Here is a 22,969-nt window from a genome sequence, read left to right on the forward strand (position 1 = left end):
AAGGCTGGGCACTGATCTCGGCCGCCTACGATTCGGAGGAGGCGGCGGCGCCGACGGCGGCCCGCCCCCCGGAGTGAGGGGGCCGGGCCGCCGCGCGGATCACCGCCAGGTCCGGCCCGCCCGGGCCACCGCCCGGCGCCGCAGGGCCACCGCGGCACCGGCCGCGACCACCACCCCGACCAGCACGGCCGTCCAGCCGCCCGGGCCGAAGCCGTCGTCCCCGGCGGCGTCGGCCGCGGGCCGGTCCGACGCGGGGTGCGGCGGCGGCGCGGGCGCCCCGGCGGTGCCGCCGGCCTGGCCGGTCGGCTCCTCGCCGCCCGCCTGCTTCTCGTCCACCAGCCGGCCGACCGGCCGCACCTTGCCGGCCGCGGCGAAGCCCCAGTCCAGCAGCTCGGCCGTCTCGTCGTAGACCCGCTGGTAGCTGGCCGGGTGCATGACCGTCACCAGCAGGGTGCGCCCGCCGCGCTCGGCGGCGCCGACGAAGGTCGAGCCGGCGTTGGTGGTGGTCCCGTTCTTCACCCCGATCAGGCCCGGGTACTTGCCCAGCAGCCGGTCGGTGTTGGCGATCCCGAAGCTGCCGCGCTGGCCGGTGTTCCGGTCGACGGCGCCTGGGAACATCGCCTCCTTGGTCGCGCAGTACATCCGGAAGTCCGGGTTGCGCAGGCCGGAGCGGGCGAACAGGGACAGGTCGTACGCCGAGGACAGCTGGCCGTCCATGTCGTAGCCGTCCGGGGAGACGACCTTGGTGTCCCGGGCCTGGAGGGCGTCGGCCCGGGCCTGCATCTCGTTGACGGTCGGCTGGATGCCGCCGTTCATGTGCGACAGGACGTGCACGGCGTCGTTGCCCGAGCTCAGGAACACCCCGCGCCACAGGTCCTCGACCCGGTAGTCCAGGTTCTCCTTGATGCCGACCAGGCTGCTGCCGGCGCCGATGTTCTGGATCTCCTCGTCGGCGACCCGGTGCACCGCGTTGCGGTCGAACTTGGGCAGCACGGTGTCCGCGAAGAGGATCTTCAGGGTGCTCGCCGGGGGCAGTCCGAGGTGGGGGTTGTAGGACGCCAGGACGTCCCCCGACGTGGCGTCGGAGACTATCCAGGACTGGCCGGTGAGGTCCGTCGGCAGCGCCGGCGCGTCCGCCGACGGATCGACCTGGACCCCGGGGAGGCCGAGCCGCTCCCCGCCGATCGCGGTCGACGGGGGCGGCGCCTGCGGGGCCGCGACCGCCGCCGGGGCGGCGAGCAGAACCGGGAGGGCCGCGGTGACCGCGGCGCACAACTGCGCGATGGTGTGGCGGGGTGTGGACACCGGTTGACCGTACCCAGAACGACGCCCCGTCGTCCGCCACACCGGACGGGTCCTCCGCACGAGGGGCCCGCCCTACGCCGATCGGCCGCCCGCGCATACTGGGGAGGCACACCGCCGCCCACCCCGCCGAGGACCGCCCCATGAAGCTCAGCCGCCGCACCTCCTGGTTCCTGACCGCCTTCGGCGTCTGGTCGATCATCATCTGGACCACCTTCGTCAAGAACCTCTGGAAGGACTCCGGCGGCCAGGCCTTCGCGAACGGCGACCACTCCCAGCCCACCGCCTTCTTCTGGATCCACCTGCTGCTCGCCGTCACCTCCTTCCTGCTCGGCATCGCCGTCGGTGCCATCGGCCTCCGCGGCCTGCGTGCCACCCGCCGCACGCCGGCCACGGACTGACCGCGGTTTATCCCTGTTGCCGCTGTCGGTACCCGCTGGCAAGATCCTCACCGTTCTCACGCACGTACCGGACGTGCTGATCACAAGGGGTGGGGGATCTCCATGACACTTTCGCGTGCCCGCAGACTCGGCGGGGTCACCGCGGCGGCGGTGGCCGCCGGTCTGCTCGTACCGACGGCGGCGGTGGCCGACACCGCCCCGGCCGTCACCGGCACCGCCCAGGGGGGCAACGCCAACACCGTCAAGGCCTGCGACCCGGTGGCCGATCCGACCTGGATCGGACGGACCATGGACGGCCCGGCGCTCAACGTCAAGGTCACCGGCACCGCTGCCCGGTTCAGCGTCTGGGACGTGACCACGGGCGCCGAGGAGCCGGTGTTCACCGGCGAGGCCAACGCGGGCTACAACCAGCAGGCCGGGCTCACCGTCCCCAAGCTGCTGGACGGGCACAGCTACGCCTGGCACGCCTGGGCGCTGCAGGGCACCCAGACCTCCGCCCCGTCGGCGGACTGCCACTTCACGGTGGACACCACCGGCCCGACCGTCACGGTCTCCTCGACCGACTTCCCGGCGAGCGGCAAGGCCACCAAGTACGCGGGCCAGAAGGGGACCTTCGTCCTCAAGGGCACCGACCCGGCACCGGCCGGCGGGGAGTCCTCCGGCATCGCCTGCTTCCGGTACGCCTGGAACTACATCGGGGTGGCGGGCTGCGACGCGGCGAACGCCGTGGAGCCGGGGGACGACGGGACGGCCAAGGTCGACCTCAAGGTCCTGGACTGGGGCAGCAACAACCTCATCGTCCAGGCGATCGACAACGCGGGCAACGTCTCCCAGACGACCTACTCCTTCTACGCCCCGTCCAACCCGAACCCGCCGAAGACCCTCGGCGACGTCGACGGGGACGGTGTGGCGGACATCCTGCTGCCGGACGCCAAGGGCAACCTGCAGTACATCGGCGTCAACGCGACCGACTCCACGCCGACCACCACGATCCCCGCCAACCGGTCTCCGCGCGACGGAAGTTGGGCGCAGCTCCAGGTGGTCCACCGGGGTTGGTCCGATGCCCATGCGCCGTCGATGGACGACATCTTCATCCACAAGCCCGGCGACGCGTACCTGTCCCTGTACCGGAACTTCGACTACGGTTCCTTCACCCAGTCGATGACGGGCGCGAGCCGCTCCACCGACTGCGTGGACGACTCCGGGCAGGCCGTTCCGTGTCCCGCCGACTACGCGAAGAACTGGTCCAAGGCCGACCAGATCGTCGCGTTCGGTCCGGTGACCGATGCCACCTCGCCGTCGCTGCTGACGCTGGAGAACGGCAACCTGTGGCTGCACGCGGGCGGTGACTTCAGCTTCGGCTTCCAGAAGGTCCGCAAGCTCACCACCTCCGGCGCCTGGAGCGGCTACGACCTGGTCGCCCCCGGCCCGGACGCGGCCGGCAACCTGGCCCTCTGGGCCCGTGACCGGGCCACCGGCGAGCTGCACGCGTACCCGGTCCCGAAGAAGGCCGACGGCACCTTCGACTTCTCCGCCCTCGCGGACCCGAAGGCGGACGTCGTGGCCACCGGCTTCACCACGGCCGCCTTCCCGACGCTCGGCAGCTCGGGCGACGCGGACGGCGACGGCAAGCCGGACCTGTGGGCCGTCACGGCCGACCGGCACCTGGTGATGTACAGCGGCTGGAGCGACGCGAACGACCTGGGCGCGCTGAACTGACCCCGGAGCGCACGAGGGCCCCCGTCCGATCGGCGGATCGGACGGGGGCCTTCGCGTGGATCCGAGCGGATCAGCCCGGGATCAGAAGCGGCGGGTGACCAGCGCCCGCTTCACTTCCTGGATCGCCTTGGTGACCTCGATGCCACGCGGGCAGGCCTCCGAGCAGTTGAAGGTGGTGCGGCAACGCCACACGCCCTCACGGTCGTTGAGGATCTCCAGGCGCTGCTCGGCACCCTCGTCGCGCGAGTCGAAGATGAAGCGGTGCGCGTTGACGATGGCGGCCGGGCCGAAGTACTGGCCGTCGTTCCAGAACACCGGGCAGGACGACGTGCACGCGGCGCACAGGATGCACTTGGTGGTGTCGTCGAAGCGCTCGCGGTCCTCGGCGGACTGCAGGCGCTCGCGGGTCGGCTCGTTCCCCTTGGTGATGAGGAACGGCATGACGTCCTTGTACGCCTGGAAGAACGGGTCCATGTCCACGACCAGGTCCTTGAGGACCGTCAGGCCCTTGATGGCCTCGATCGTGATCGGCTTCTCCGGGTCGACGTCCTTGATCAGGGTCTTGCACGCCAGCCGGTTGCGGCCGTTGATCCGCATCGCGTCGGAGCCGCAGATGCCGTGGGCGCAGGAACGGCGGTAGGTGAGGGTGCCGTCCTGCTCCCACTTGATCTTGTTGAGCGCGTCCAGGACGCGCTCCTTCGGGTCCATGGTCAGCTGGTAGTCGACCCACACCGGGTCCGGGTGCTCCTCCGGGTTGAACCGGCGGATCCGGAAGGTGACGGTGATCAGCTGGGTGACACCGGCCTCGACCGCGTCCAGAGCGGCCGAGTGCTCCACAGTCGGAGTGCTCATCAGTACTTACGCTCCATCGGCTGGTAGCGGGTCGTGACGACCGGCTTGTAGTCGAGGCGGATGGAGGTGCTGCCGTCGGCGGCGACCTCCTGGTACGCCATGGTGTGCTGCATGAACTTCACGTCGTCACGGGTCGGGAAGTCCTCGCGGTAGTGGCCGCCGCGGGACTCCTCACGGGCCAGCGCGGAGACGGCCAGCACCTCGGCCAGGTCGAGCAGGTTGCCCAGCTCGATGGCCTCCAGGAGGTCCGTGTTGTAGCGGAAGCCCTTGTCCTGGATGGACACGTGCTTGTAGCGCTCGCGCAGCGCGGCGATGTCCTCGACCGCCTGCTTCAGGGTGGCGCCGGTGCGGTACACCATGGCGTTGGCGTCCATGGTCTCCTGCAGCTCCTTGCGGATCTGCCCGACGGACTCGGTGCCGGTCGACTCGCGCAGCTTGTCGACCATGCCCTGGACCAGCTCGTCCGCGTTCTCCGGCAGCGGGACGAACTCGTTGGCGTTGGCGTAGTCGGCGGCGGCGATGCCCGCGCGACGGCCGAACACGTTGATGTCCAGCAGCGAGTTGGTGCCCAGGCGGTTGGCGCCGTGCACGGAGACGCAGGCGACCTCGCCGGCCGCGTACAGGCCCGGGACGACGTCGGTGTTGTTGCGCAGGACCTCACCCTCGACGTTGGTCGGGATGCCGCCCATGGCGTAGTGCGCGGTGGGCTGGATCGGGATCGGGTCCGTGTAGGGCTCGATGCCGAGGTAGGTGCGCGCGAACTCGGTGATGTCCGGGAGCTTGGCGTCCAGCTGCTCCGGCGGCAGGTGGGTGAGGTCCAGGTAGACGTGGTCGCCCTCCGGACCGCAGCCGCGGCCTTCGCGGATCTCGGTGTAGATCGCGCGGGAGCAGACGTCACGGGACGCGAGGTCCTTCATGACGGGGGCGTAGCGCTCCATGAAGCGCTCGCCGTCCTTGTTGCGCAGGATGCCGCCCTCGCCGCGGGCGCCCTCGGTGAGCAGGATGCCCATGCGCCAGATGCCCGTCGGGTGGAACTGGAAGAACTCCATGTCCTCCAGGGGCAGCCCGCGGCGGTAGGCCACGGCCTGGCCGTCACCGGTGAGGGTGTGGGCGTTGGAGGAGACCTTGAAGAACTTGCCGGTGCCGCCGGAGGCGAACACGACCGACTTGGCCTGGAAGACGTGGATCTCGCCGGTGGCCAGCTCGTAGGCGACGACGCCGGCCGTCTTGCCCTCGTTGAGCAGCAGGTCGAGGACGTAGAACTCGTTGAAGAACTCGACGCCGTGCTTGACGCAGTTCTGGAACAGCGTCTGGAGGATCATGTGGCCGGTGCGGTCGGCCGCGTAGCACGAGCGGCGGACCGGGGCCTCGCCGTGGTTGCGGGAGTGGCCGCCGAAGCGGCGCTGGTCGATCCGGCCCTGCTCGGTGCGGGAGAAGGGCAGACCCATCTTCTCCAGGTCGAGGACCGCGTCGATGGCCTCCTTGCACATGATCTCGGCGGCGTCCTGGTCGACCAGGTAGTCACCGCCCTTGACCGTGTCGAAGGTGTGCCACTCCCAGTTGTCCTCCTCGACGTTGGCCAGGGCGGCGCACATGCCGCCCTGGGCCGCGCCGGTGTGGGAGCGGGTCGGGTAGAGCTTGGTCAGGACGGCGGTGCGGCTGCGCTGCGTCGACTCGATGGCCGCGCGCATGCCGGCGCCGCCGGCGCCGACGATGACGGTGTCGTACTGGTGAATCTGCATGGGGGGTTAACTCGCCTCTGGCCTCTGCCGATGGTCGATGGTGCTCGCGGCTCAGATGTTGGGGTCGAAGGTGAAGATCACCAGGGTGCCGAGCAGCACGGTGAAGACCGTGGCGGTACCCATGAGCCCCTTGAGCCAGAGCCGGGTCGAGTCCTTCTCGGCGTAGTCGTTGATGACCTGACGCATGCCGTTGGCGCCGTGCAGCATGGCGAGCCAGAGCATCAGGAGGTCCCAGCCCTGCCAGAACGGCGAGGCCCAGCGGCCGGCGACGAAGGCGAACCCGATCTTGGAGACGCCGCCGTCGAGCACCAGCATGATCAGCAGGTGGCCGAGGATCAGCACGACCAGGACGACACCGGACAGGCGCATGAAGAGCCAGGCCAGCATCTCGAAGTTGGTGCGGGTGCGGCGCGGCGTCTTCTTGGTCCGCTTGCGCGGCGGCTCGATGACGAAGGCGTCGGCCGGGTTACCGGTGCCGAGGCCCTTGCCGGTGTGCGCCTGCTTCGAGGGGACGACGATCGCGTCGGAGTATTCCGTGGACATCAGTCAGCTCACTTCCCGAACCAGGCGATCAGCGTGTGCTGCAGGATGCCGTAGAAGGAGCCGGCCATCAGGACGACCCAGACTCCGACGACGGACCACAGCATCTGCTTCTGGTACTTCGGGCCCTTGGACCAGAAGTCCACGGCGACGACGCGCAGGCCGTTGAGTGCGTGGAACAGGATGGCGGCCACCAGGCCGTACTCCATCAGGTTCACGAGCGGAGTCTTGTACGTCTGAATGACGGTGTCGTAGGACTCCGGCGACACTCGCACCAGGGCGGTGTCCAGGACGTGGGCGAACAGGAAGAAGAAGATGAGGACGCCGGTGACTCGATGAGCCACCCAGCTCCACATGCCTTCCCGGCCGCGGTACAGCGTTCCAGCCGGCACGGAAAAACCCTCCGGAAGCGATTGGGGGCTCGGCCGGCTTCGGTGTCGGTCAGCCCGGCCGGGTACGGTCCACCGGCCGCCAGCATCCTATCGACGCCGTGTCGGGAACCGCCTCCGGGGTCCCCAGGTGTGATCAATCAGGCACTTCTGGCCTAGCGGAGCCGGAACCGAGCGCCCCTTGGTCACCCTGGGTGCCCGCCCGGACGCGAAGCGCGTCCGGGCGGCGCCGGATTCACTCCGGGGGGTGAGCCGGTACGGCCGTACCGGCTCAGCGCGCCCCGGCCTCCGAGTGGGTGGCGACCAGGTGCTCCAGCCGGGTGAGGGCGATCCGGCGGAGTTCGTCCGCCGCGATCAGCCGCTCCTCGTCCGGGTCGTTGGCCAGCCGGGTGCGGATGGAGGAGAGTACGGCGTCGAGCATCTCCTCCGGGTCGACGCCGTCCAGGCAGACCACGAAGACGTGGCCGAACCGGGCCTCGTAGGCGGCGTGGGCCGCCCGCAGCGCGGTGTGGGCGGCCTGGCTGCCCGGGGCGCGCATGCCGAGCAGGGGCTGGGGCATCCAGCTCTCGTCGGCCAGGGCCTCGGTGAGGTCCGCCGGGCGGAGGTCGTAGGAGGCCTCGCTGGCGGCGGCCAGCAGGGACTCTATGTCGGGGTACGGGCGGTGGGCGGTGAGTCGCAGGGCCCAGCGGTGGCTGCCGCAGCAGGCCAGCAGGGCTTCCTCGGCGGCGCCGGCGTCCGCCTCGTTGAAGCGGTGCAGGCCGAGGAGGGTCGGCTCGGTGCTGGCGTCGGGCCGCTGTGACGGGATCTCGCTGGCCAGCGGGTCCTCCTCGTGAGGGCGGGAAGGCCGATGGGGTGGGGTGGTGGAGCAGCTGAAGTATGGAGGCTGCGGGGGGCGCGCGGCGCCGTTCCGGCAGCTCCTCAACGGTAGTTGAGCGGTCATCAGTTGGGGAGGGCGCGCGCGGAATTCATCCGGACGAGCTATCAAGTTGTGACGTTGACACCACTGCGTCATCCTCCGTCCCGCTTCCGTCCGCTACGACGGGCCCGGCGGTGCGGCCGCCGGGCCCGTCGGACGACCGGTCCGCGGTCGGCGGTTCAGCTGCAGCGGGTGCCCTCGGCGGGCATGGTGCCGTCGGTCAGGTAGGCCTCCATGGCCCGGTCGATGCAGGTGTTGCCCTTGCCGAAGGCGGCGTGGCCCTCACCGACCCGGGTGAGCAGGGTGGCCTTGGCGAAGCCCTGGGCCAGCTTCTCGGCGGAGGCGTACGGGGTGGCCGGGTCGCCGGTGGTCCCGACCACCAGGATCGGGGCGGCGCCCTCGGCGCGGACGGTGTGCGGCTTCTCCTGGGTCTTGAAGGGCCAGTAGGCGCAGCCGGGCTCGCTGTAGTCGGCCACGGTGACGCCCTTGGAGAGCAGCGGCGCCTCCTGGAGCAGCCGGTCGACGGCCTGCTGGGCGTGCTCGGGGGTCGGCGCGGGGCGGGCGGCGTCGGCGCAGCTGATCGCGGTGTTGGCTTCGTCCATCGGGCTGTAGTGGCCCTTCTGGTCGCGGCCGTTGTAGTCGTCGGCGGCGGCCATCAGGTAGTCGCCCTTGCCGCGCTTCATGGCCCAGCCGAGGCTGTTCCGCAGGTACTCCCAGGAGGTCTTCTCGTCGCCGTAGAGCAGCGAGACGACGCCCGTCCAGGCCATGTCGCGGCCGAGCTTGCGGCCGTCCTTGGCGGTCAGCGGCTTGTCGTGGAGGCCGTCCAGGAAGTCGGCGGCCTTCTTGGCGGCCTTGTCCCTGTTCGTGCCGAGCGGGCACTCGTCGGCGTGGTTGTCCACGCAGTCGGCGGCGAAGCGCTCGAAGGACTTCTCGAAGCCGACCTGCTGGTCGACGCCGTGGTCCAGGGTGTCCTGGGCCGGGTCGACGGCGCCGTCGAGGATCAGCCGGCCGGTGTTCTGCGGGAACTCCTCGGCGTACAGGGCGCCGAGGTAGGTGCCGTAGGAGATGCCGAGGTAGTTGAGCTTCTTGTCGCCGACCGCGGCGCGCAGCACGTCCAGGTCGCGGGCGGTGTTGCGGGTGCCGACGAAGGGCAGCAGCTTGCCGGACTTGGCCTGGCAGGCGGCGGCGTGGTCGGTGGACTGCTTGACCTGGGCGGCCTTGCGCTCGGCCGGGTCGTCCGGGGCGTCCTGCTGGTTGGCGGCGTCGAGCTGCTGGTCGTCGTAGCAGACCACGGGCGAGCTGTCGCCGGTGCCGCGCGGGTCGAAGCCGATCACGTCGAAGCGGCTGTGCAGGGTGCCGTCGTAGTCCTTGGCGCCGTACTTGACCATCTCGACGCCGGAGGCGCCGGGGCCGCCGGGGTTGACCATCAGCGAGCCGATCCGCTTGCCCTGGTCGGCCGCCGCGTACTTGATCAGCGCGAGGTCGATCGCGTCGGCGGCGGGGGCGGTGTAGTCGAGCGGGACGTGCAGCTTGCCGCACTGCATGCCGGAGGTGTCGATCTTCGCCTGTTCGGCCCGGGGGTCGGCCGGGCAGTCCGCCCAGGTGATCCGCTGGCCGTAGAAGGCCTTGAGGGCCGGGTCCGCCTCGCCCTTGGGCTTCGGGGTCGGGGTCGTGGTGGGGCTCGCGGTGGACGGCGCGGTGGCGCCGGAGGCCTTGTCCTGGGCCGTCGGGGCGGTGTCGTTGCAGGCGGCGGTGAGCAGGAGGGTGCCGGCCGCGAGGGCGGTCAGCAGCACCCGTGGGCGGGCGGCCCGGAAGATCGTCATCGCACGTGTGTACCACTGGTGTGCGACACGTGTTCGATCGGGGGTGTCGGGCCGCCCGTCCGCGACCGGGCCGGTCAGCCGCGGTGGACCTTGTGGTTGGCGGCCTGGGCCCGGGGGCGGACCACCAGCAGGTCGATGTTCACGTGCGGGGGCCGGGTGACCGCCCAGGCCACGGTGTCCGCGATGTCCTCGGAGGTCAGCGGCTCGGCCACGCCCGCGTACACCGCGTCGGCCTTGTCGGCGTCGCCGCGGAAGCGGGTCAGCGCGAAGCCCTCGGACTTCACCATCCCGGGCGCGATCTCGATCACCCGGATCGGCTCCCCGCACAGCTCCAGCCGCAGCGTCGCCGCGATGGTGTGCGCGGCGTGCTTGGCCGCGACGTACCCGCCGCCGCCCTCGTACGCGGCGAGCGCGGCGGTCGAGGAGAGCACCAGCACGGTGCCGTCGCCGGTGGCGCGCAGCGCGGGCAGCAGCGCCTGGGTCACGTGCAGCACGCCGAGCACGTTCACCTCGTACATGGCCCGCCAGTCGGCCGGGTCGCCGTGCTCGACGCTCTCGGCGCCGATCGCGCCGCCGGCGTTGTTCACCAGGACGTCCACCCGGCCGACCTCGGCCGCGAAGGCGTCCACGGCGGCCCGGTCGGTGACGTCCAGGGTGATCGCCCGCGCCGAGCCGCCCCGCTCGCCGATCTCCTTGGCCAGCGCCTCGATCCGCTCGGTCCGGCGGGCGGTCAGCACCACCTCGAAGCCCTCGGCGGCCAGCCTGCGGGCGGTCGCCGCGCCGATCCCGCTGCTGGCACCGGTGACCACGGCCACCTTCTGCTCGCTCATTGCCACTCCCTGGGGCTCATCCGGTCGTTCACCCGATCATCTCAACCCCGCCCGCGCGCCGCCGGAGGGGCCGGTGCCCGCCGTGCGGGGCCGGCGCACGGGCGCCCCGGTGGGCCGCTGCCGAAGCCGCCTGAGTCACCTTCACGGCCCAGCGGTCGTCAAGCAGATGCGGCCGTGACCACCGCAGCGGGTGATCGTTGCACAGGGCAAGCAAACCGGGGAAGGCGGCTGAAACGAGATGTCATACCCACCTGTCAGGCCGGTATGCGCCCATCCGGGGAGTAGTTTCCTGGAACTCGGGCCAAATCCCCCCAACGGGCCTATTCTTGGGGAGATGAACCCCCCTGAGCCCGCTCAGCCGGGCAGCACTCCGGCCGTCGCCCTCCCCGCCGCCGAACTGCGCGCCCGGGTCCGCAGGCTGGAGCCCGAGCTGATCGCCTTCCGCCGTGATCTGCACCGGCACCCGGAGCTGGGCCGACAGGAGTTCCGCACCACCGGCCTGCTGCGCGACCGGCTGGTGGCGGCGGGCCTGGAGCCGCGGGTGCTCCCCGGCGGCACCGGTCTGCTGGTCGACCTGGTCCCGGCCGGCACCGCCCCGGGTACCGAGTTCCTGGCCTTCCGCGCCGACATCGACGCGCTGCCGATCGACGACGCCAAGACCGACGTGCCCTACCGCTCCAGCGTCCCCGGCCGGGCCCACGCCTGCGGCCACGACGTGCACACCGCGGTGGTGCTCGGCCTCGGCCTGGTGCTGGCCGGGGCGCTGCGGTCCGGTGAGCTGCGCCGCCCGGTCCGGCTGGTGTTCCAGCCGGCCGAGGAGGTCATGCCGGGCGGTGCGCTGGACGTCATCAAGGCGGGCGGGATGGACGGCGTCGGCCGGATCTTCGCGGTGCACTGCGACCCCAAGGTGGAGGTCGGCCGGATCGCGCTGCGGGTCGGCGCGATCACCTCCGCCTGCGACCGCCTGGTGCTGCACCTGGACGGCCCGGGCGGGCACACCGCCCGCCCGCACCTGACCACCGACCTGGTCACCGCGATCGCCAGGATGGCCGCCGACCTCCCGGCCGCGCTGGCCCGCCGGATGGATCCGCGCTGGGGCGTCAGCCTGGTCTGGGGCCGGATCGCCTCCGGCTCCGCGCCCAACGTCATCCCGCAGCACGCCGAGTTGGAGGGCACCGTCCGCTGCCTGGAGCTGGCGGGCTGGCGCGAGGCGCCGGACCTGCTGCACGAGTTGATCGCCAAGCTCGCCGAGACCTACCGGGCCAAGTGGACGCTGGACTACCACCGCGGGGTGCCGCCGGTGGTCAACGAGGCAGTCTCGGTAGGGCAGTTGGAGGCGGCGATGACCGCCCGCTTCGGCGGGGGCGGCGCCGAGGTGGTGGAGGGCACCGAACAGAGCCTGGGCGGTGAGGACTTCTCCTGGTACCTGGAGCACGCCCCGGGCGCGCTGGCCCGGCTCGGCGTCCGCGCCCCGGGCGACACCACCGTCCGCGACCTGCACCAGGGCCGCTTCGACGTGGACGAGCGGGCGATCGGCGTCGGCGTGGAACTCTTCGCGGCGCTGGCCCTGGAGGGCGACCGGAGCTGACCGTTGCCCGGGGGTTTGTGGCGGGCGCGTGACACGGTTGTCGAGATCGGGCGTTTCGAACGGTTCCGTACACTGGCCCGGACCAAGTCTCGGATTCACCGTCCGCGCACGGGAAAAAGGGCTCGGGGACGGCCTTCAGACCACGGTTTGATAACAACCCGAATGCTCCGGCACCCCGTAACACAACCGTGTTCTACGCGCGTTACGGTGGCGTCCGACCACGCTAATCGGGTGCGTGTGAGAAGGAGAAACTCCCTTGCGCCGTTCAATGAAGCTCGCCGCGGTTGTGCTCTCGGGTTCCCTGGGCATCGCCTCGCTCGCCGCTTGCGGCGCAAAGAGCACTGACAGCAACGCCTCGTCCGGCTCGTCCGACAGTCTCAAGGTCGGTATGGCCTACGACATCGGCGGCCGCGGCGACCAGTCCTTCAACGACTCCGCCGCGCGCGGTCTGGACAAGGCCAAGTCCGACCTGGGCGTCTCCGTCACCGAGGCCGAGGCCAAGCAGGGCGAGGCCGAGGCCGACAAGGAGACCCGGCTGAAGAACCTGGTCGACGCCGGCTACAAGACCATCATCGCGGTCGGCTTCGTCTACCAGCCGGCGGTCAACAAGGTCGCGAAGGACAACCCGAACGTCAAGTTCGCGATCATCGACTCGAACGACAAGGACCAGCCGGCGAACGTCACCTCGCTGCTCTTCGCCGAGCAGGAGGGTTCGTACCTGGCCGGCGTCGCCGCCGCGAACAAGTCGAAGAGCCACCACATCGGCTTCATCGGCGGTGTGCAGACCGAGCTGATCAAGAAGTTCGAGGCCGGTTACAAGGCGGGCGCCAAGTTCGCCGACCCGAACATCCAGATCGAGACCACCTACCTCACCACCCCCCCGGACTTCTCCGGCTTCGGTGCGCCCGACAAGGGCAAGGAGGCCGCGCAGGGCCAGCTCGACAAGGGCGCGGACGTCATCTACTCCGCCGCCGGTGCCTCCGGCAACGGCGCCATCGAGGCCGTCGCCAACGCGGGCAAGCTCGCCATCGGCGTCGACTCCGACCAGGCCAACCAGCCGGCCCTGGCGAAGTTCAAGAACAGCATCCTGACCTCGATGGTCAAGAACGTCGACACCGCGGTGTTCCAGTACATCCAGTCGGTCAAGTCGGGCACGCCGTTCACCGGCATCAAGCTCTTCGACCTGAAGGCCGGCGGTGTCTCGCTCGCCACCACGGGCGGCAAGATCGACGACATCCAGGACAAGCTGAAGGCCGCCGCCGACTCCATCACCAGCGGCGCCACCACCATCCCGACCGCGCCGGCCAACTAAGGCCCGCGCGTCCTCGGACGCGATCCGCGCCCGCCGCCTGCCCGGCGGCGCGAAGACCGGCTCAGTTCACGGGAGGGGCCCGGCAGGGTGCGCTCAAGGCGTACCCCCGGGCCCCGTTCCGTCCCCCCGTTCCCCCCTTCTTGGCCCTCCGAGCGCAACGTCGCGCCTCCAGACCACCAGGAGACCGCCATCACCGCATCCGACCCCGTCCCCCTGCGCAAGGACGGCACCCCCAGCGCGGGGACGGCGACCCCGGCCGTCGAACTGCGCGGCATCACCAAGCGCTTCCCCGGTGTCGTGGCCAACCACGACATCAACCTCACCGTCCGCACCGGCACCGTGCACGCCCTGATGGGCGAGAACGGCGCCGGCAAGTCGACGCTGATGAAGATCCTCTACGGCATGCAGAAGCCGGACGAGGGCACCATCGCGATCAACGGTGAGCAGTGCGAGTTCGGCACCCCCGGCGACGCCATCGCCCGCGGCATCGGCATGGTGCACCAGCACTTCATGCTCGCCGACAACCTCACCGTGCTGGAGAACGTCGTCCTCGGCGGCGAGAAGCTCCACGGCATCGGGGCCAGGGCGAAGGCGAAGATCAAGGAGCTCTCCGACCAGTACGGCCTGGGCGTGCGCCCGGACGCCCTGGTCGAGGACCTCGGTGTGGCCGACCGCCAGCGCGTCGAGATCCTCAAGGTGCTGTACCGCGGCGCCAAGATCCTGATCCTCGACGAGCCGACGGCCGTGCTCGTCCCGCAGGAGGTCGACGCGCTGTTCGACAACCTGCGCGAGCTCAAGGCCGAGGGCGTCACCGTCATCTTCATCTCGCACAAGCTGCACGAGGTGCTCGCGGTGGCCGACGCGATCAGCGTCATCCGGCGCGGCACCACGGTCGGCGACGCCGACCCCAAGGCGGTCACCGCCCGCCAGCTGGCCGAGCTGATGGTCGGCGCCGAGCTGCCCTCCCCGGAGAGCCGCGAGTCGACCGTCACCACCACCGAGATGCTCGACGTCCAGGGCCTGCGGATCGCCAAGACCGACGCCGAGGGCATCGAGCGCGTCGTCCTGGACGACATCTCGCTGCGCATCCACAAGGGCGAGATCCTCGGCATCGCCGGTGTCGAGGGCAACGGCCAGGCCGAACTGGTCGAGGCCATCATGGGCATGCTGCCGCTGGACGCCGGCACCGTCGTCCTGGACGGCAAGGACCTCTCCGGCAGCCAGACCCGGCTCCGCCGCGAGGCCGGCATCGGCTACATCCCCGAGGACCGCCACAAGCACGGCCTGCTGCTGGAGGCCCCGCTCTGGGAGAACCGGATCCTCGGCCACGTCACCGAGGCGCCCAACTCCAGCGGTGTGCTGCTCAAGCCGGCCGCCGCGCGCGAGGACACCTGGCGGATCGTCGAGCAGTACGACGTCCGCACCCCCGGCATCGAGGTCACCGCGGCGTCGCTCTCCGGCGGCAACCAGCAGAAGCTGATCATCGGCCGCGAGATGAGCCACCAGCCCAAGCTGCTGATCGCCGCGCACCCCACCCGCGGTGTGGACGTCGGCGCGCAGGCGCAGATCTGGGAGCACATCCGGACCGCCCAGCGGGACGGCCTGGCCGTCCTGCTGATCTCGGCCGACCTGGACGAGCTGATCGGCCTCTCCGACACCATCCGGGTCATCTACCGCGGCCGCCTGGTCGCCGACGCCGACCCGGCCACCGTCACCGCCGAGGACCTCGGCACCGCGATGACCGGTGCCGCCGCCGGCCACCTGGAGTCCGAGCCGGAGGCCGTCGCCGAGGCGCAGGCCGTCGCCGCCGAGGGCACCGAGGCCGCGGCCGAGCACCCGCACACCGACACCGCCGACGACCCGCAGGCGGGGGAGTAACCCATGACCAGTCCCAACCCCGCCGTCAAGCGCGGTCTCGCGCAGCGGATCAGCGGTGAGCGGATCGTGCTCGCACTGGCGGCGCCCGTGCTCGCGGTGGTGCTCTCCGTCGCGATCTGCTCCGTCCTGCTGGCGACTTCGGGCAAGAACCCGTTCGACGCGTGGAACGTGATGATCACGTTCGGCACCAAGTCGGACGGCCAGGTGCTGATCCTCAACCGGACCACCACCTACTACCTGGCCGCCGCCGCCGCGGCGTTCGGGTTCCGGATGAACCTGTTCAACATCGGCGTCGAGGGCCAGTACAAGGTCGCGGCGCTGTTCGCGGCCTACGTCGGTGCCCAGGTCGACCTGCCGGCCTTCGTCCAGATCCCGCTGCTGCTGGTCACCGCCATGGTGGTCGGCGGCCTGTACGCGAGCATCGCCGGTCTGCTGAAGGTCTACCGCGGCGTCAGCGAGGTCATCTCGACCATCATGCTGAACTCGATCGCGCTCGCGATCATCGGCCTGCTGCTCGTCCCCGGCATCTTCGCGCCGAAGGTCAGCAGCACCAGCAACTCGATCCAGACCAACCCGGTCTCGCAGTCCAGCCACTTCTTCGGCATCGAGACGGCCGGCGGCACCCTCTGGGGCTTCCTGTTCGTCGCGATCCTGGTCGGCGTGGTCTTCCAGTTCGTGCTGACCCGCACCCGCTTCGGCTTCGACCTGCGGGCCACCGGCCGTTCGGAGTCCGCCGCGACCGCCTCCGGCGTGAACGTCAAGAAGATGGTCGTCATCTCGATGGCCGCCTCCGGTGCGATCGCCGGTCTGATCGGCCTGCCCGAACTGCTGCAGAACTCGTACTACTTCGGTCAGAGCTTCCAGCCCGGCCTGGGCTTCCTGGGCATCTCGATCGCCCTGCTGGGCCGCAACAGCCCGATCGGCATGGCCTTCGCCGCCCTGCTGTTCGCGTTCCTGGACACGACCGGGTCCCAACTGCCGCTCCAGGGCGGCTTCCCGTCCGAGATCGTCGCGGTCATGCAGGGCACCATCGTCATCTGTGTCGTCGTCGCGTACGAACTGGTGCGCCGCTACGGCCTGAAGCGCCAGCAGCAGAAGGTCGGCGCCCAGATCGCCGCCCAGGCTGTCGCGGCCGCTGAGAACAAGGAGGTGTCGGCATGAGCACCGCCACCGCTGCTCGTCCGAAGGCGCCCGGCGCGCCCGCGAAGAAGCGCAAGCTGTCCTGGCCGGTCGTCCTGCTCCTGATCGCGGGCGCCCTGGTGCTGTTCTCGGCCGTGGGCATGGCCACCGGCAACCACTCGCTGACCTCCTCCGGGCAGGTCACCGCCGCGCTCAGCGCCGCGGTCCCGATCGGCATGGCCGGTCTGGGCGGTCTCTGGGCCGAGCGGGCCGGCGTGGTCAACATCGGCCTCGAAGGCATGATGGTCGCCGGCACCTTCTGCGGAGCCTGGGCCGGTTACCTGGTCAACCCCTGGGTCGGCCTGCTGGCCGGCATGGCCGGCGGTGCGCTCGGCGGTCTGCTGCACGCGGTCGTCACCGTCACGTTCGGCGTCGACCACATCGTCTCCGGCGTCGGTATCAACCTGCTGATCCCCGGCATCTGCGCGTACGTCAACCGGATCTACTACAAGGACTACCTCTCGGCGGGCGCCGGGCAGAACCAGTCCCCGCCGGCCGACCCGCTGCCGTACATCACCGTCCCGGGGTTGTCCTCGGGCCTGAAGAGCATCGAGAACCACCACTGGTTCCTGGTCTCCGACATCGCCGGCGTGCTCGGCGGCCTGGTCACCAACCTCTCGGTGGTCGTGGTGCTGGCCGCCGCGCTGATCGTGGCCAGCTACTTCCTGCTCTGGCGCACGGTGTTCGGCCTGCGGCTGCGCTCCTGCGGTGAGAACCCGACCGCCGCCGAGTCGCTGGGCGTCAACGTCTACAAGTACAAGTACCTGGCGGTCATCGCCTCGGGCGCCTTCGCGGGCCTCGGCGGTGCGTACCTCTCGCTGGTCGCCGCGCACTTCTACAAGGACGGCCAGACCCTGGGCCGCGGCTTCATCGGCCTCGCGGCGATGATCTTCGGCAACTGGATGCCCGGCGGCCTCGCCATGGGCGCGGGCCTGTTCGGCTTCACCGACAGCCTCCAGCTCCGCGACCCGGAGTCGGTGCACGTGCTGATCCTGATCGTCGCGATCGCGATGGCGCTGCTCGCCCTGTGGCAGCTGTACCGCCGGAAGTTCACCGCCGCGGTGGTCTCCTTCGTGGTGGCCGGCGGCCTGGCCGCCTGGTACGCGCTGACCGACGAGGTCCAGCGCCCGCTGATCGTCGCCACGCCGTACGTGATCACCCTGGTGGTGCTCGCGCTGGCGTCGCAGCGGCTGCGGATGCCCAAGGCGGACGGCCAGATCTACCGCAAGGGCCAGGGCAAGTGACGGCCCCGACGGCTCCGGCGCCGGACGCGGTCGACTGGGAGCGGCTGCGCGCGGCGGCGCGCGAGGCGATGGGCCGCGCGTACGCCCCGTACAGCAAGTTCCCGGTCGGCGCGGCGGCGCTGGTGGACGACGGCCGGCTGGTCAGCGGCTGCAACGTGGAGAACGCCTCGTACGGGCTCGGGCTGTGCGCCGAGTGCGGGCTGGTGTCCGCGCTGCACGCCTCCGGCGGCGGCCGGCTGGTCGCCTTCACCTGCGTCGACGGCGCGGGTGAGCTGCTGATGCCGTGCGGCCGCTGCCGCCAACTGCTGTACGAGCACGGCGGCCCCGGGCTGCTGGTCGAGCTGCCCTCCGGCGTGAGGCCGATGAGCGAGGTCCTGCCGGACGCGTTCGGGCCGGAACGGCTGTAAGCCCGGCGGGCTATGGCACCGCCGATTGTTACGCGCGTAGAGTGTCGCGAGTGGGCCGGAACCCGGTCATCTCGCGGCACTCTTCGCTTTTTGACGCATCTGAAACCCCTCTTGGAGCACGCATGGACGCCATCTCCGTCATCAGGACCAAGCGCGACCGCGGCGAGCTGAGCGACGCTCAGATCGACTGGGTCATCGACGCCTACACCCGCGGCGAGGTCGCCGACGAGCAGATGTCCGCCCTGGCCATGGCGATCCTGCTGAACGGCATGAAGCCGCACGAGATCAGCCGCTGGACCGACGCCATGATCCGCTCCGGCGTCCGGATGGACTTCTCCTCGCTGCCGCTGCCCACCAGCGACAAGCACTCCACCGGCGGCGTCGGCGACAAGATCACCCTCCCGCTCGCCCCGCTGGTCGCCGCCTGCGGCGCCGCCGTCCCGCAGCTGTCCGGCCGCGGCCTCGGCCACACCGGCGGCACCCTGGACAAGCTGGAGTCCATCCCGGGCTGGCGCGCCCTGCTCTCCAACGACGAGATGATGGACGTCCTGCGCGGCGCCGGCGCGGTCATCTGCGCGGCCGGCGACGGCCTCGCGCCCGCCGACAAGAAGCTGTACGCGCTGCGCGACGTCACCGGCACCGTCGAGGCCATCCCGCTGATCGCCTCCTCGATCATGTCCAAGAAGATCGCCGAGGGCACCGGCGCCCTGGTGCTGGACGTCAAGGTCGGCTCCGGCGCCTTCATGAAGAACCTGGACGACGCCCGCGAACTCGCCCGCACCATGGTCGGCCTGGGCACCACCGCCGGGGTCAACACCGTCGCCCTGCTCACCGACATGTCCACCCCGCTCGGCCTCACCGCGGGCAACGCGCTGGAGGTCCGCGAGTCCGTCGAGGTGCTGGCCGGCGGCGGCCCGGCCGACGTCGTCGAGCTCACCCTCGCACTGGCCCGCGAGATGCTCGCCGCGGCCGGCGTGCACGGCAAGGACCCGGCCGACGCGCTGCGCGACGGCTCCGCGATGGACCACTGGCGCCGCATGATCACCGCCCAGGGCGGCGACGTCGACGCCGCGCTCCCGGTCGCCCGCGAGCAGCACGTCATCCCCGCGCCCGCCTCCGGCGTGCTCACGGAGCTGGACGCCTACGCGATCGGCGTCTGCGCCTGGCGCCTGGGCGCCGGCCGCGCCCGCAAGGAGGACCCGGTCCAGGCCGGCGCGGGCGTCGAGATGCACGCCAAGCCGGGCGACACCGTGGTGGCCGGCCAGCCCCTGCTGACCCTGCACACCGACACCCCGGAGCGCTACGACTACGCCATCGAGGCGCTCCAGGGCGGCATCGCCGTCGCCCCGGAGGGCACCGCGTTCACCCCGAACCCGATCGTCCTCGACCGCATCGCGTAGTCATCCGACTACTCCATGTGCGGCAGCGTGGTTCACGCTGCCGCACATGGGAGTTGACCGCTTCACGGTCGAGATCGAACCGGAAGTCCGCGACTGGCTCAGTGCGCTTCCGGCACGGCACTACGCTCTGGTCGAGGAACGCGTCGATCATCTGGCCGAGTGCCCGACCACGCTTGACGAGCCACGCTCGAGGTGTAAGGAGAGCAGTGGTGAACCACTCACAGTGGAAGACCCGCCGCACGGCTCTCGGCCTCTCGCCCGCCGAGGTCGCCCGGCGGGCCGGGATGACGGTGGACGAGATCGAGTGCATCGAGGAGGCCGGGACCGTGCCCACGCTCCCGCTGCTGCTGCGGCGGCTGGCGGGGGCACTGGAAGCGGAGATCGACATCCACGTCACGCCCGACGCCCAGGCTGCTGTGCGCTTCCAGGCGCCGGCCGCCTGAACGGGCACCGCCGAGGAGCCCGTAGCCGGCCACCAGGTGCGGGTTCCTTCGCGTAGACCGGGTCAGGCGTACGTGCGCAGCCCGCTGGTGTCGAGGGTCCAGGGGCCGACCGCGACCCGGTCGCCGAAGGCGAACTTCTCGCGGGACTCGTAGCCCGGCTCGGAGTGCACGACGCCGGTGCCGGTGCGGGGATCGACGATCAGGTAGTACGGGATACCCATGGCCGCGTAGTCGCGGACCTTGTTGTGGTAGTCGTTCTCGGGGTTGGAGGCGGAAACGACCTCCACCACGAGCACCACCTCGTGCGGGAGAACCGCTCGCTGCTCGCCCTCCAAGGTCGCCTCGGGGAAGACCATCAGATCCGGGTTGCGCAACTGGCCGAGGCCGGCGTCCTGCAAGTCCGCACCGTGGTAAGCGATGTGACCCGGGTGGGTGGACGGCAGCTGGACGTTGAGCTGTCGGGCGATGCGCAGCACGGCGAGTTCGTGGCGCTTCACCGGCGACATCATCATGACGATCTGACCGTCGGCGATCTCGATCTTTCCTATCCCCGGCACCTTCGGCAGCTGATCCGCGATCTCGAGCAGCCGGGCGTACTCAGCAGGATCGATGCTCATGTTCCGGAGTGTATCGGCGCCCGCTGTCAAGCGTCGGCGACCGTTCGCCTCGTGGTGTGCGCCCGGTGGGTGGCGTAGAGGGTGACCGCGGCGGCGAGGGCCATGGCGGTGAGGCCGACGGTGGCGGCGCCGGGCCAGCCGGTGGCGTGGTAGGCGTCGGCGCCGAGGGTGCCGCCGAGGCTGTTGCCGAGGTAGTAGGCGATCAGGTAGAGCGCGGAGGCCTGGGCGCGGCCCTCGGTGGCGGTGCGGCCGACGGCCGCGGAGGCGGTGGCGTGGCCGGCGAAGAAGCCGGCGGTGATCAGCACCAGGCCGAGCAGCGCGCAGAGCAGCGAGTCGGCGAGCGAGAGCAGCAGGCCGGCGGCGGTGACGCCGATGGCGACGTAGAGGGCGCCGCGGCGGCCGAGCCGGCCGGAGAGGCGGCCGGCCGCGGCGGAGGTGCCGGTGCCGACCAGGTAGACCGCGAAGATCGAGGCGGCGACCGACTCCGGCAGGTGGAAGGGGGCGGAGACCAGCCGGTAGCCGACGGTGTTGTAGACCGCGCCGAACACCGCCATGAACAGCATCGCGAGCGCGTACAGCCGCACCAGCAGCGGGTTGCGCAGGTGTCGGCCGACGGTGCGGGCGAGCGCGCGGGCGTCCACCGGGGCCGGGGTGAAGTGCCGGGCGGCGGGGATCAGCAGCCGGAAGGCGAGCGCGGCGAGCAGTGCGAGGGCGGCCGAGGAGGCCAGGCCCCAGCGCCAGCCGAGGGCGGCGGCGGTCCAGCCGGAGACCAGCCGGCCGCCCATGCCGCCGATGCTGTTTCCGGCCACGTACAGGCCCATCGCGGAGGCCAGCGCGGTGGGGTGGACCTCTTCGGCGAGGTAGGCCATCGCGGTGGCGGGGAGCCCGGCGAGGAGGACGCCCTGGAGCCCGCGCAGCGCGACCAGGGTGGTGAGGTCGGGCAGGAAGGGCAGGACGACGGCGAGGGCGGTGGCGGCCAGCACGGAGGCCGTCATCACCGCGGTGCGGCCGTACCGGTCGGAGAGCGCACTGGCGGGGAGCAGCCCGAGGGCGAGGCCGAGGGTGGCGGCGGAGGCCGTCCAGCTGGCCTGGCCGGGGGTGAGGTCGAGGTCGGTCGAGAGGATCGGCAGCAGGCCCTGGGTGGAGTACAGCAGCACGAAGGTCGCGACCCCGGCGGCGAACAGGGCCAGGTTGGCGCGGCGGAAGGCGGGTTGGCCGGGGCGGTGGCGGTCGTCCTGGTCGGGGGTGCGGTCGGCGGAGGCATCCGGGGCGGGCGCGGGCGCCGTGGTGACGGATGCCCCGGTATCGGAGGGCTGCATGACCTCGACGGTAGGCCCGGCGCGCTTGATGCGTCCAATGCATGAAGAGTGGATGATCGATGCACTGGCGTATGAATCGAGGTGGGACGGGGATGGCCGTGGCGGATGTGCCGGACGGGGTGGACCAGCGGTACCGGGTGGCCGAGTTGGGGCCGGACAGGTCGGCCGTCCGGCTGGCGCCGCGGCTGGCCCGGTTCGCCGCGGTGGCCCGGCTGGAGCACGTGACGCGGGCGGCGACGCTGCTGGGGGTGCCGCAGCCGACGCTGTCGCGCGCGGTGGCCCGGCTGGAGGAGGAGCTGGGGGTGGACCTGCTGGAGCGGCAGGGCCGGACGGTCCGGCTGACCAAGGCGGGCCGGCTGCTGCTGGCCTCGGTGGAACGGGCGTTGGCGGAGCTGGAGCGGGGTGCGGAGGCGGCCCGGGCGGAGGCGGATCCGGCGGTCGGCCGGGTGACCTTCGGCTTCCTGCACACGATGGGCCCGGACGCCGTCCCGGCGCTGCTGCGCGGCTTCCGGGCGGCGCACCCGCAGGTGCGGTTCCAGCTCGTGCAGGACTACGGGATGGCGATGCTGGAGCGGTTGCGGGCGGGGGAGTTGGACCTGTGCCTGGTCGCGCCGCTGCCGGACGACCCGGCCTTCACCGCCCGGCTGCTGGACGAGCAGCGGCTGCACCTGGCCGTCCCGGCGGACCACCGGCTGGCCGGGCGGCGGCGGATCCGGCTGGCCGAGGTGGCCGAGGAGACGTTCGTCGGGCTGGAGCGGGGGTACGGGCTGCGCATGATCACCGACGGCTTCTGCGCGCGGGCCGGGTTCGTGCCGCGGCTGGCCTTCGAGGGCGAGGAGACGGAGACGCTGCGCGGGCTGGTGGCGGCCGGGCTGGGGGTGGCGCTGCTGCCGCCGGCCCTGGTGCCGCGGCCCGGGGTGGTGGAGCTGGAGGTGACCGCGCCGCGGACCCGGCGGGCGATCGGCCTGGCCTGGGCGGCGGGGCGGCCGCTGACGCCGCCGGTGGCGGCGTTCCGGGACTTCGTGCTGTCCCGGCGGGGGCGGTTGCTGGACCACGACTGAGGTGTCG

Annotated in this window: 21 protein-coding genes; 11 read left to right on the forward strand and 10 right to left on the reverse strand. The window is 71.3% G+C overall.

The annotated features are described in order from the left end of the window. Nucleotides 1-99: 99 nt before the first annotated feature. On the reverse strand, nucleotides 100-1,305 hold the full coding sequence (locus AB0O91_RS29025; RefSeq protein WP_363439051.1) for a D-alanyl-D-alanine carboxypeptidase: 1,206 nt from the start codon (nucleotides 1,303-1,305) through the stop codon (nucleotides 100-102). A 140-nt stretch (nucleotides 1,306-1,445) separates the two neighbouring features. Here AB0O91_RS29025 and AB0O91_RS29030 point away from each other — a divergent pair, with 140 nt between their 5' ends. Both AB0O91_RS29030 and AB0O91_RS29035 read left to right on the forward strand, forming a co-directional pair. Continuing rightward, nucleotides 1,446-1,703 carry a hypothetical protein gene (locus tag AB0O91_RS29030; RefSeq protein ID WP_363439054.1) on the forward strand — a complete coding sequence of 86 codons (258 nt, stop codon included), beginning with the start codon at nucleotides 1,446-1,448 and terminating at the stop codon, nucleotides 1,701-1,703. A 102-nt stretch (nucleotides 1,704-1,805) separates the two neighbouring features. Beyond that, nucleotides 1,806-3,422: a hypothetical protein gene (locus AB0O91_RS29035; RefSeq protein ID WP_363439057.1), complete on the forward strand. Its 1,617-nt coding sequence runs from the start codon at nucleotides 1,806-1,808 to the stop codon at nucleotides 3,420-3,422. Nucleotides 3,423-3,503: 81 nt separating this feature from the next. Here the strand turns inward: AB0O91_RS29035 and AB0O91_RS29040 are convergent, their stop codons facing one another. From AB0O91_RS29040 to AB0O91_RS29070, 7 genes are all read right to left on the reverse strand, one after another. Then, entirely contained in the window at nucleotides 3,504-4,274 is a 771-nt protein-coding gene (locus AB0O91_RS29040; RefSeq protein ID WP_363439059.1) for a succinate dehydrogenase iron-sulfur subunit, read from the reverse strand. After that, on the reverse strand, nucleotides 4,274-6,016 hold the full coding sequence (gene sdhA, locus AB0O91_RS29045) for a succinate dehydrogenase flavoprotein subunit (protein WP_363439062.1): 1,743 nt from the start codon (nucleotides 6,014-6,016) through the stop codon (nucleotides 4,274-4,276). Before sdhA ends, AB0O91_RS29040 begins: the two co-directional genes overlap by 1 nt. A gap of 51 nt (nucleotides 6,017-6,067) precedes the next feature. Then, nucleotides 6,068-6,559 carry a succinate dehydrogenase, hydrophobic membrane anchor protein gene (gene sdhD / locus AB0O91_RS29050; RefSeq protein ID WP_350511246.1) on the reverse strand — a complete coding sequence of 164 codons (492 nt, stop codon included), beginning with the start codon at nucleotides 6,557-6,559 and terminating at the stop codon, nucleotides 6,068-6,070. Nucleotides 6,560-6,567: 8 nt separating this feature from the next. After that, nucleotides 6,568-6,948 (reverse strand): succinate dehydrogenase, cytochrome b556 subunit, encoded by a 381-nt coding sequence (sdhC, locus tag AB0O91_RS29055; protein WP_188308537.1) that lies wholly within the window; start codon nucleotides 6,946-6,948, stop codon nucleotides 6,568-6,570. A gap of 268 nt (nucleotides 6,949-7,216) precedes the next feature. Beyond that, on the reverse strand, nucleotides 7,217-7,702 hold the full coding sequence (locus AB0O91_RS29060; RefSeq protein WP_350511505.1) for a 2-oxo-4-hydroxy-4-carboxy-5-ureidoimidazoline decarboxylase: 486 nt from the start codon (nucleotides 7,700-7,702) through the stop codon (nucleotides 7,217-7,219). Between the two features lie 338 nt (nucleotides 7,703-8,040). Next, complete coding sequence (locus AB0O91_RS29065; protein WP_363439065.1) at nucleotides 8,041-9,684, reverse strand: alpha/beta hydrolase; 1,644 nt, start codon at nucleotides 9,682-9,684, stop codon at nucleotides 8,041-8,043. Nucleotides 9,685-9,758: 74 nt separating this feature from the next. Continuing rightward, nucleotides 9,759-10,514 (reverse strand): SDR family oxidoreductase, encoded by a 756-nt coding sequence (locus AB0O91_RS29070; protein WP_363439068.1) that lies wholly within the window; start codon nucleotides 10,512-10,514, stop codon nucleotides 9,759-9,761. A 334-nt stretch (nucleotides 10,515-10,848) separates the two neighbouring features. On the opposite strand from AB0O91_RS29070, the gene AB0O91_RS29075 reads away from it, so the two are divergent. The 8 genes from AB0O91_RS29075 to AB0O91_RS29110 all read left to right on the forward strand — a co-directional run bounded on the left by AB0O91_RS29075 (nucleotide 10,849) and on the right by AB0O91_RS29110 (nucleotide 19,965). Beyond that, on the forward strand, nucleotides 10,849-12,102 hold the full coding sequence (locus AB0O91_RS29075; RefSeq protein ID WP_363439071.1) for an amidohydrolase: 1,254 nt from the start codon (nucleotides 10,849-10,851) through the stop codon (nucleotides 12,100-12,102). 256 nt (nucleotides 12,103-12,358) lie between these two features. After that, entirely contained in the window at nucleotides 12,359-13,414 is a 1,056-nt protein-coding gene (locus AB0O91_RS29080) for a BMP family ABC transporter substrate-binding protein (RefSeq protein WP_363439073.1), read from the forward strand. Between the two features lie 213 nt (nucleotides 13,415-13,627). Further along, complete coding sequence (locus AB0O91_RS29085; RefSeq protein WP_363439219.1) at nucleotides 13,628-15,292, forward strand: ABC transporter ATP-binding protein; 1,665 nt, start codon at nucleotides 13,628-13,630, stop codon at nucleotides 15,290-15,292. 3 nt (nucleotides 15,293-15,295) lie between these two features. Next, nucleotides 15,296-16,453: an ABC transporter permease gene (locus AB0O91_RS29090; protein ID WP_363439076.1), complete on the forward strand. Its 1,158-nt coding sequence runs from the start codon at nucleotides 15,296-15,298 to the stop codon at nucleotides 16,451-16,453. Beyond that, nucleotides 16,450-17,715, forward strand: coding sequence for an ABC transporter permease (locus AB0O91_RS29095; protein ID WP_363439079.1), 1,266 nt, complete (start codon nucleotides 16,450-16,452; stop codon nucleotides 17,713-17,715). The genes AB0O91_RS29090 and AB0O91_RS29095 overlap by 4 nt, the downstream gene beginning before the upstream one ends. After that, nucleotides 17,712-18,122 (forward strand): cytidine deaminase, encoded by a 411-nt coding sequence (locus AB0O91_RS29100; RefSeq protein ID WP_363439082.1) that lies wholly within the window; start codon nucleotides 17,712-17,714, stop codon nucleotides 18,120-18,122. The genes AB0O91_RS29095 and AB0O91_RS29100 overlap by 4 nt, the downstream gene beginning before the upstream one ends. 122 nt (nucleotides 18,123-18,244) lie before the next feature. Beyond that, nucleotides 18,245-19,522, forward strand: coding sequence for a thymidine phosphorylase (locus tag AB0O91_RS29105; RefSeq protein WP_363439084.1), 1,278 nt, complete (start codon nucleotides 18,245-18,247; stop codon nucleotides 19,520-19,522). A gap of 209 nt (nucleotides 19,523-19,731) precedes the next feature. Next, entirely contained in the window at nucleotides 19,732-19,965 is a 234-nt protein-coding gene (locus AB0O91_RS29110; RefSeq protein ID WP_363439087.1) for a helix-turn-helix domain-containing protein, read from the forward strand. Nucleotides 19,966-20,027: 62 nt separating this feature from the next. Here the strand turns inward: AB0O91_RS29110 and AB0O91_RS29115 are convergent, their stop codons facing one another. Continuing rightward, nucleotides 20,028-20,582 (reverse strand): Uma2 family endonuclease, encoded by a 555-nt coding sequence (locus AB0O91_RS29115; protein ID WP_363439090.1) that lies wholly within the window; start codon nucleotides 20,580-20,582, stop codon nucleotides 20,028-20,030. 26 nt (nucleotides 20,583-20,608) lie between these two features. Then, nucleotides 20,609-21,901 carry an MFS transporter gene (locus AB0O91_RS29120; RefSeq protein ID WP_363439093.1) on the reverse strand — a complete coding sequence of 431 codons (1,293 nt, stop codon included), beginning with the start codon at nucleotides 21,899-21,901 and terminating at the stop codon, nucleotides 20,609-20,611. Between the two features lie 92 nt (nucleotides 21,902-21,993). Between AB0O91_RS29120 and AB0O91_RS29125 the strand changes: the two genes are divergently transcribed. Next, a complete protein-coding gene (locus AB0O91_RS29125; RefSeq protein ID WP_363439096.1) occupies nucleotides 21,994-22,962 on the forward strand; it encodes a LysR family transcriptional regulator in 969 nt (322 codons plus the stop codon). The last annotated feature ends 7 nt before the right edge of the window (nucleotides 22,963-22,969 follow it).

The organism is Kitasatospora sp. NPDC089797 (genome assembly GCF_040684795.1).
Classification (GTDB): domain Bacteria; phylum Actinomycetota; class Actinomycetes; order Streptomycetales; family Streptomycetaceae; genus Kitasatospora.

Excerpts from the sequence above, each read along its gene's own strand:
- AB0O91_RS29030 (WP_363439054.1), top strand. The coding sequence starts at position 1,446 with ATGAAGCTCAGCCGCCGCACCTCCTGGTTCCTGACCGCCTTCGGCGTC.
- AB0O91_RS29035 (WP_363439057.1), top strand. The coding sequence starts at position 1,806 with ATGACACTTTCGCGTGCCCGCAGACTCGGCGGGGTCACCGCGGCGGCG.
- AB0O91_RS29040 (WP_363439059.1), bottom strand. The coding sequence starts at position 4,274 with ATGAGCACTCCGACTGTGGAGCACTCGGCCGCTCTGGACGCGGTCGAG.
- sdhA (WP_363439062.1), bottom strand. The coding sequence starts at position 6,016 with ATGCAGATTCACCAGTACGACACCGTCATCGTCGGCGCCGGCGGCGCC.
- sdhD (WP_350511246.1), bottom strand. The coding sequence starts at position 6,559 with ATGTCCACGGAATACTCCGACGCGATCGTCGTCCCCTCGAAGCAGGCG.
- AB0O91_RS29065 (WP_363439065.1), bottom strand. The coding sequence starts at position 9,684 with ATGACGATCTTCCGGGCCGCCCGCCCACGGGTGCTGCTGACCGCCCTC.
- AB0O91_RS29070 (WP_363439068.1), bottom strand. The coding sequence starts at position 10,514 with ATGAGCGAGCAGAAGGTGGCCGTGGTCACCGGTGCCAGCAGCGGGATC.
- AB0O91_RS29075 (WP_363439071.1), top strand. The coding sequence starts at position 10,849 with ATGAACCCCCCTGAGCCCGCTCAGCCGGGCAGCACTCCGGCCGTCGCC.
- AB0O91_RS29090 (WP_363439076.1), top strand. The coding sequence starts at position 15,296 with ATGACCAGTCCCAACCCCGCCGTCAAGCGCGGTCTCGCGCAGCGGATC.
- AB0O91_RS29095 (WP_363439079.1), top strand. The coding sequence starts at position 16,450 with ATGAGCACCGCCACCGCTGCTCGTCCGAAGGCGCCCGGCGCGCCCGCG.
- AB0O91_RS29105 (WP_363439084.1), top strand. The coding sequence starts at position 18,245 with ATGGACGCCATCTCCGTCATCAGGACCAAGCGCGACCGCGGCGAGCTG.
- AB0O91_RS29115 (WP_363439090.1), bottom strand. The coding sequence starts at position 20,582 with ATGAGCATCGATCCTGCTGAGTACGCCCGGCTGCTCGAGATCGCGGAT.
- AB0O91_RS29120 (WP_363439093.1), bottom strand. The coding sequence starts at position 21,901 with ATGCAGCCCTCCGATACCGGGGCATCCGTCACCACGGCGCCCGCGCCC.
- AB0O91_RS29125 (WP_363439096.1), top strand. The coding sequence starts at position 21,994 with ATGGCCGTGGCGGATGTGCCGGACGGGGTGGACCAGCGGTACCGGGTG.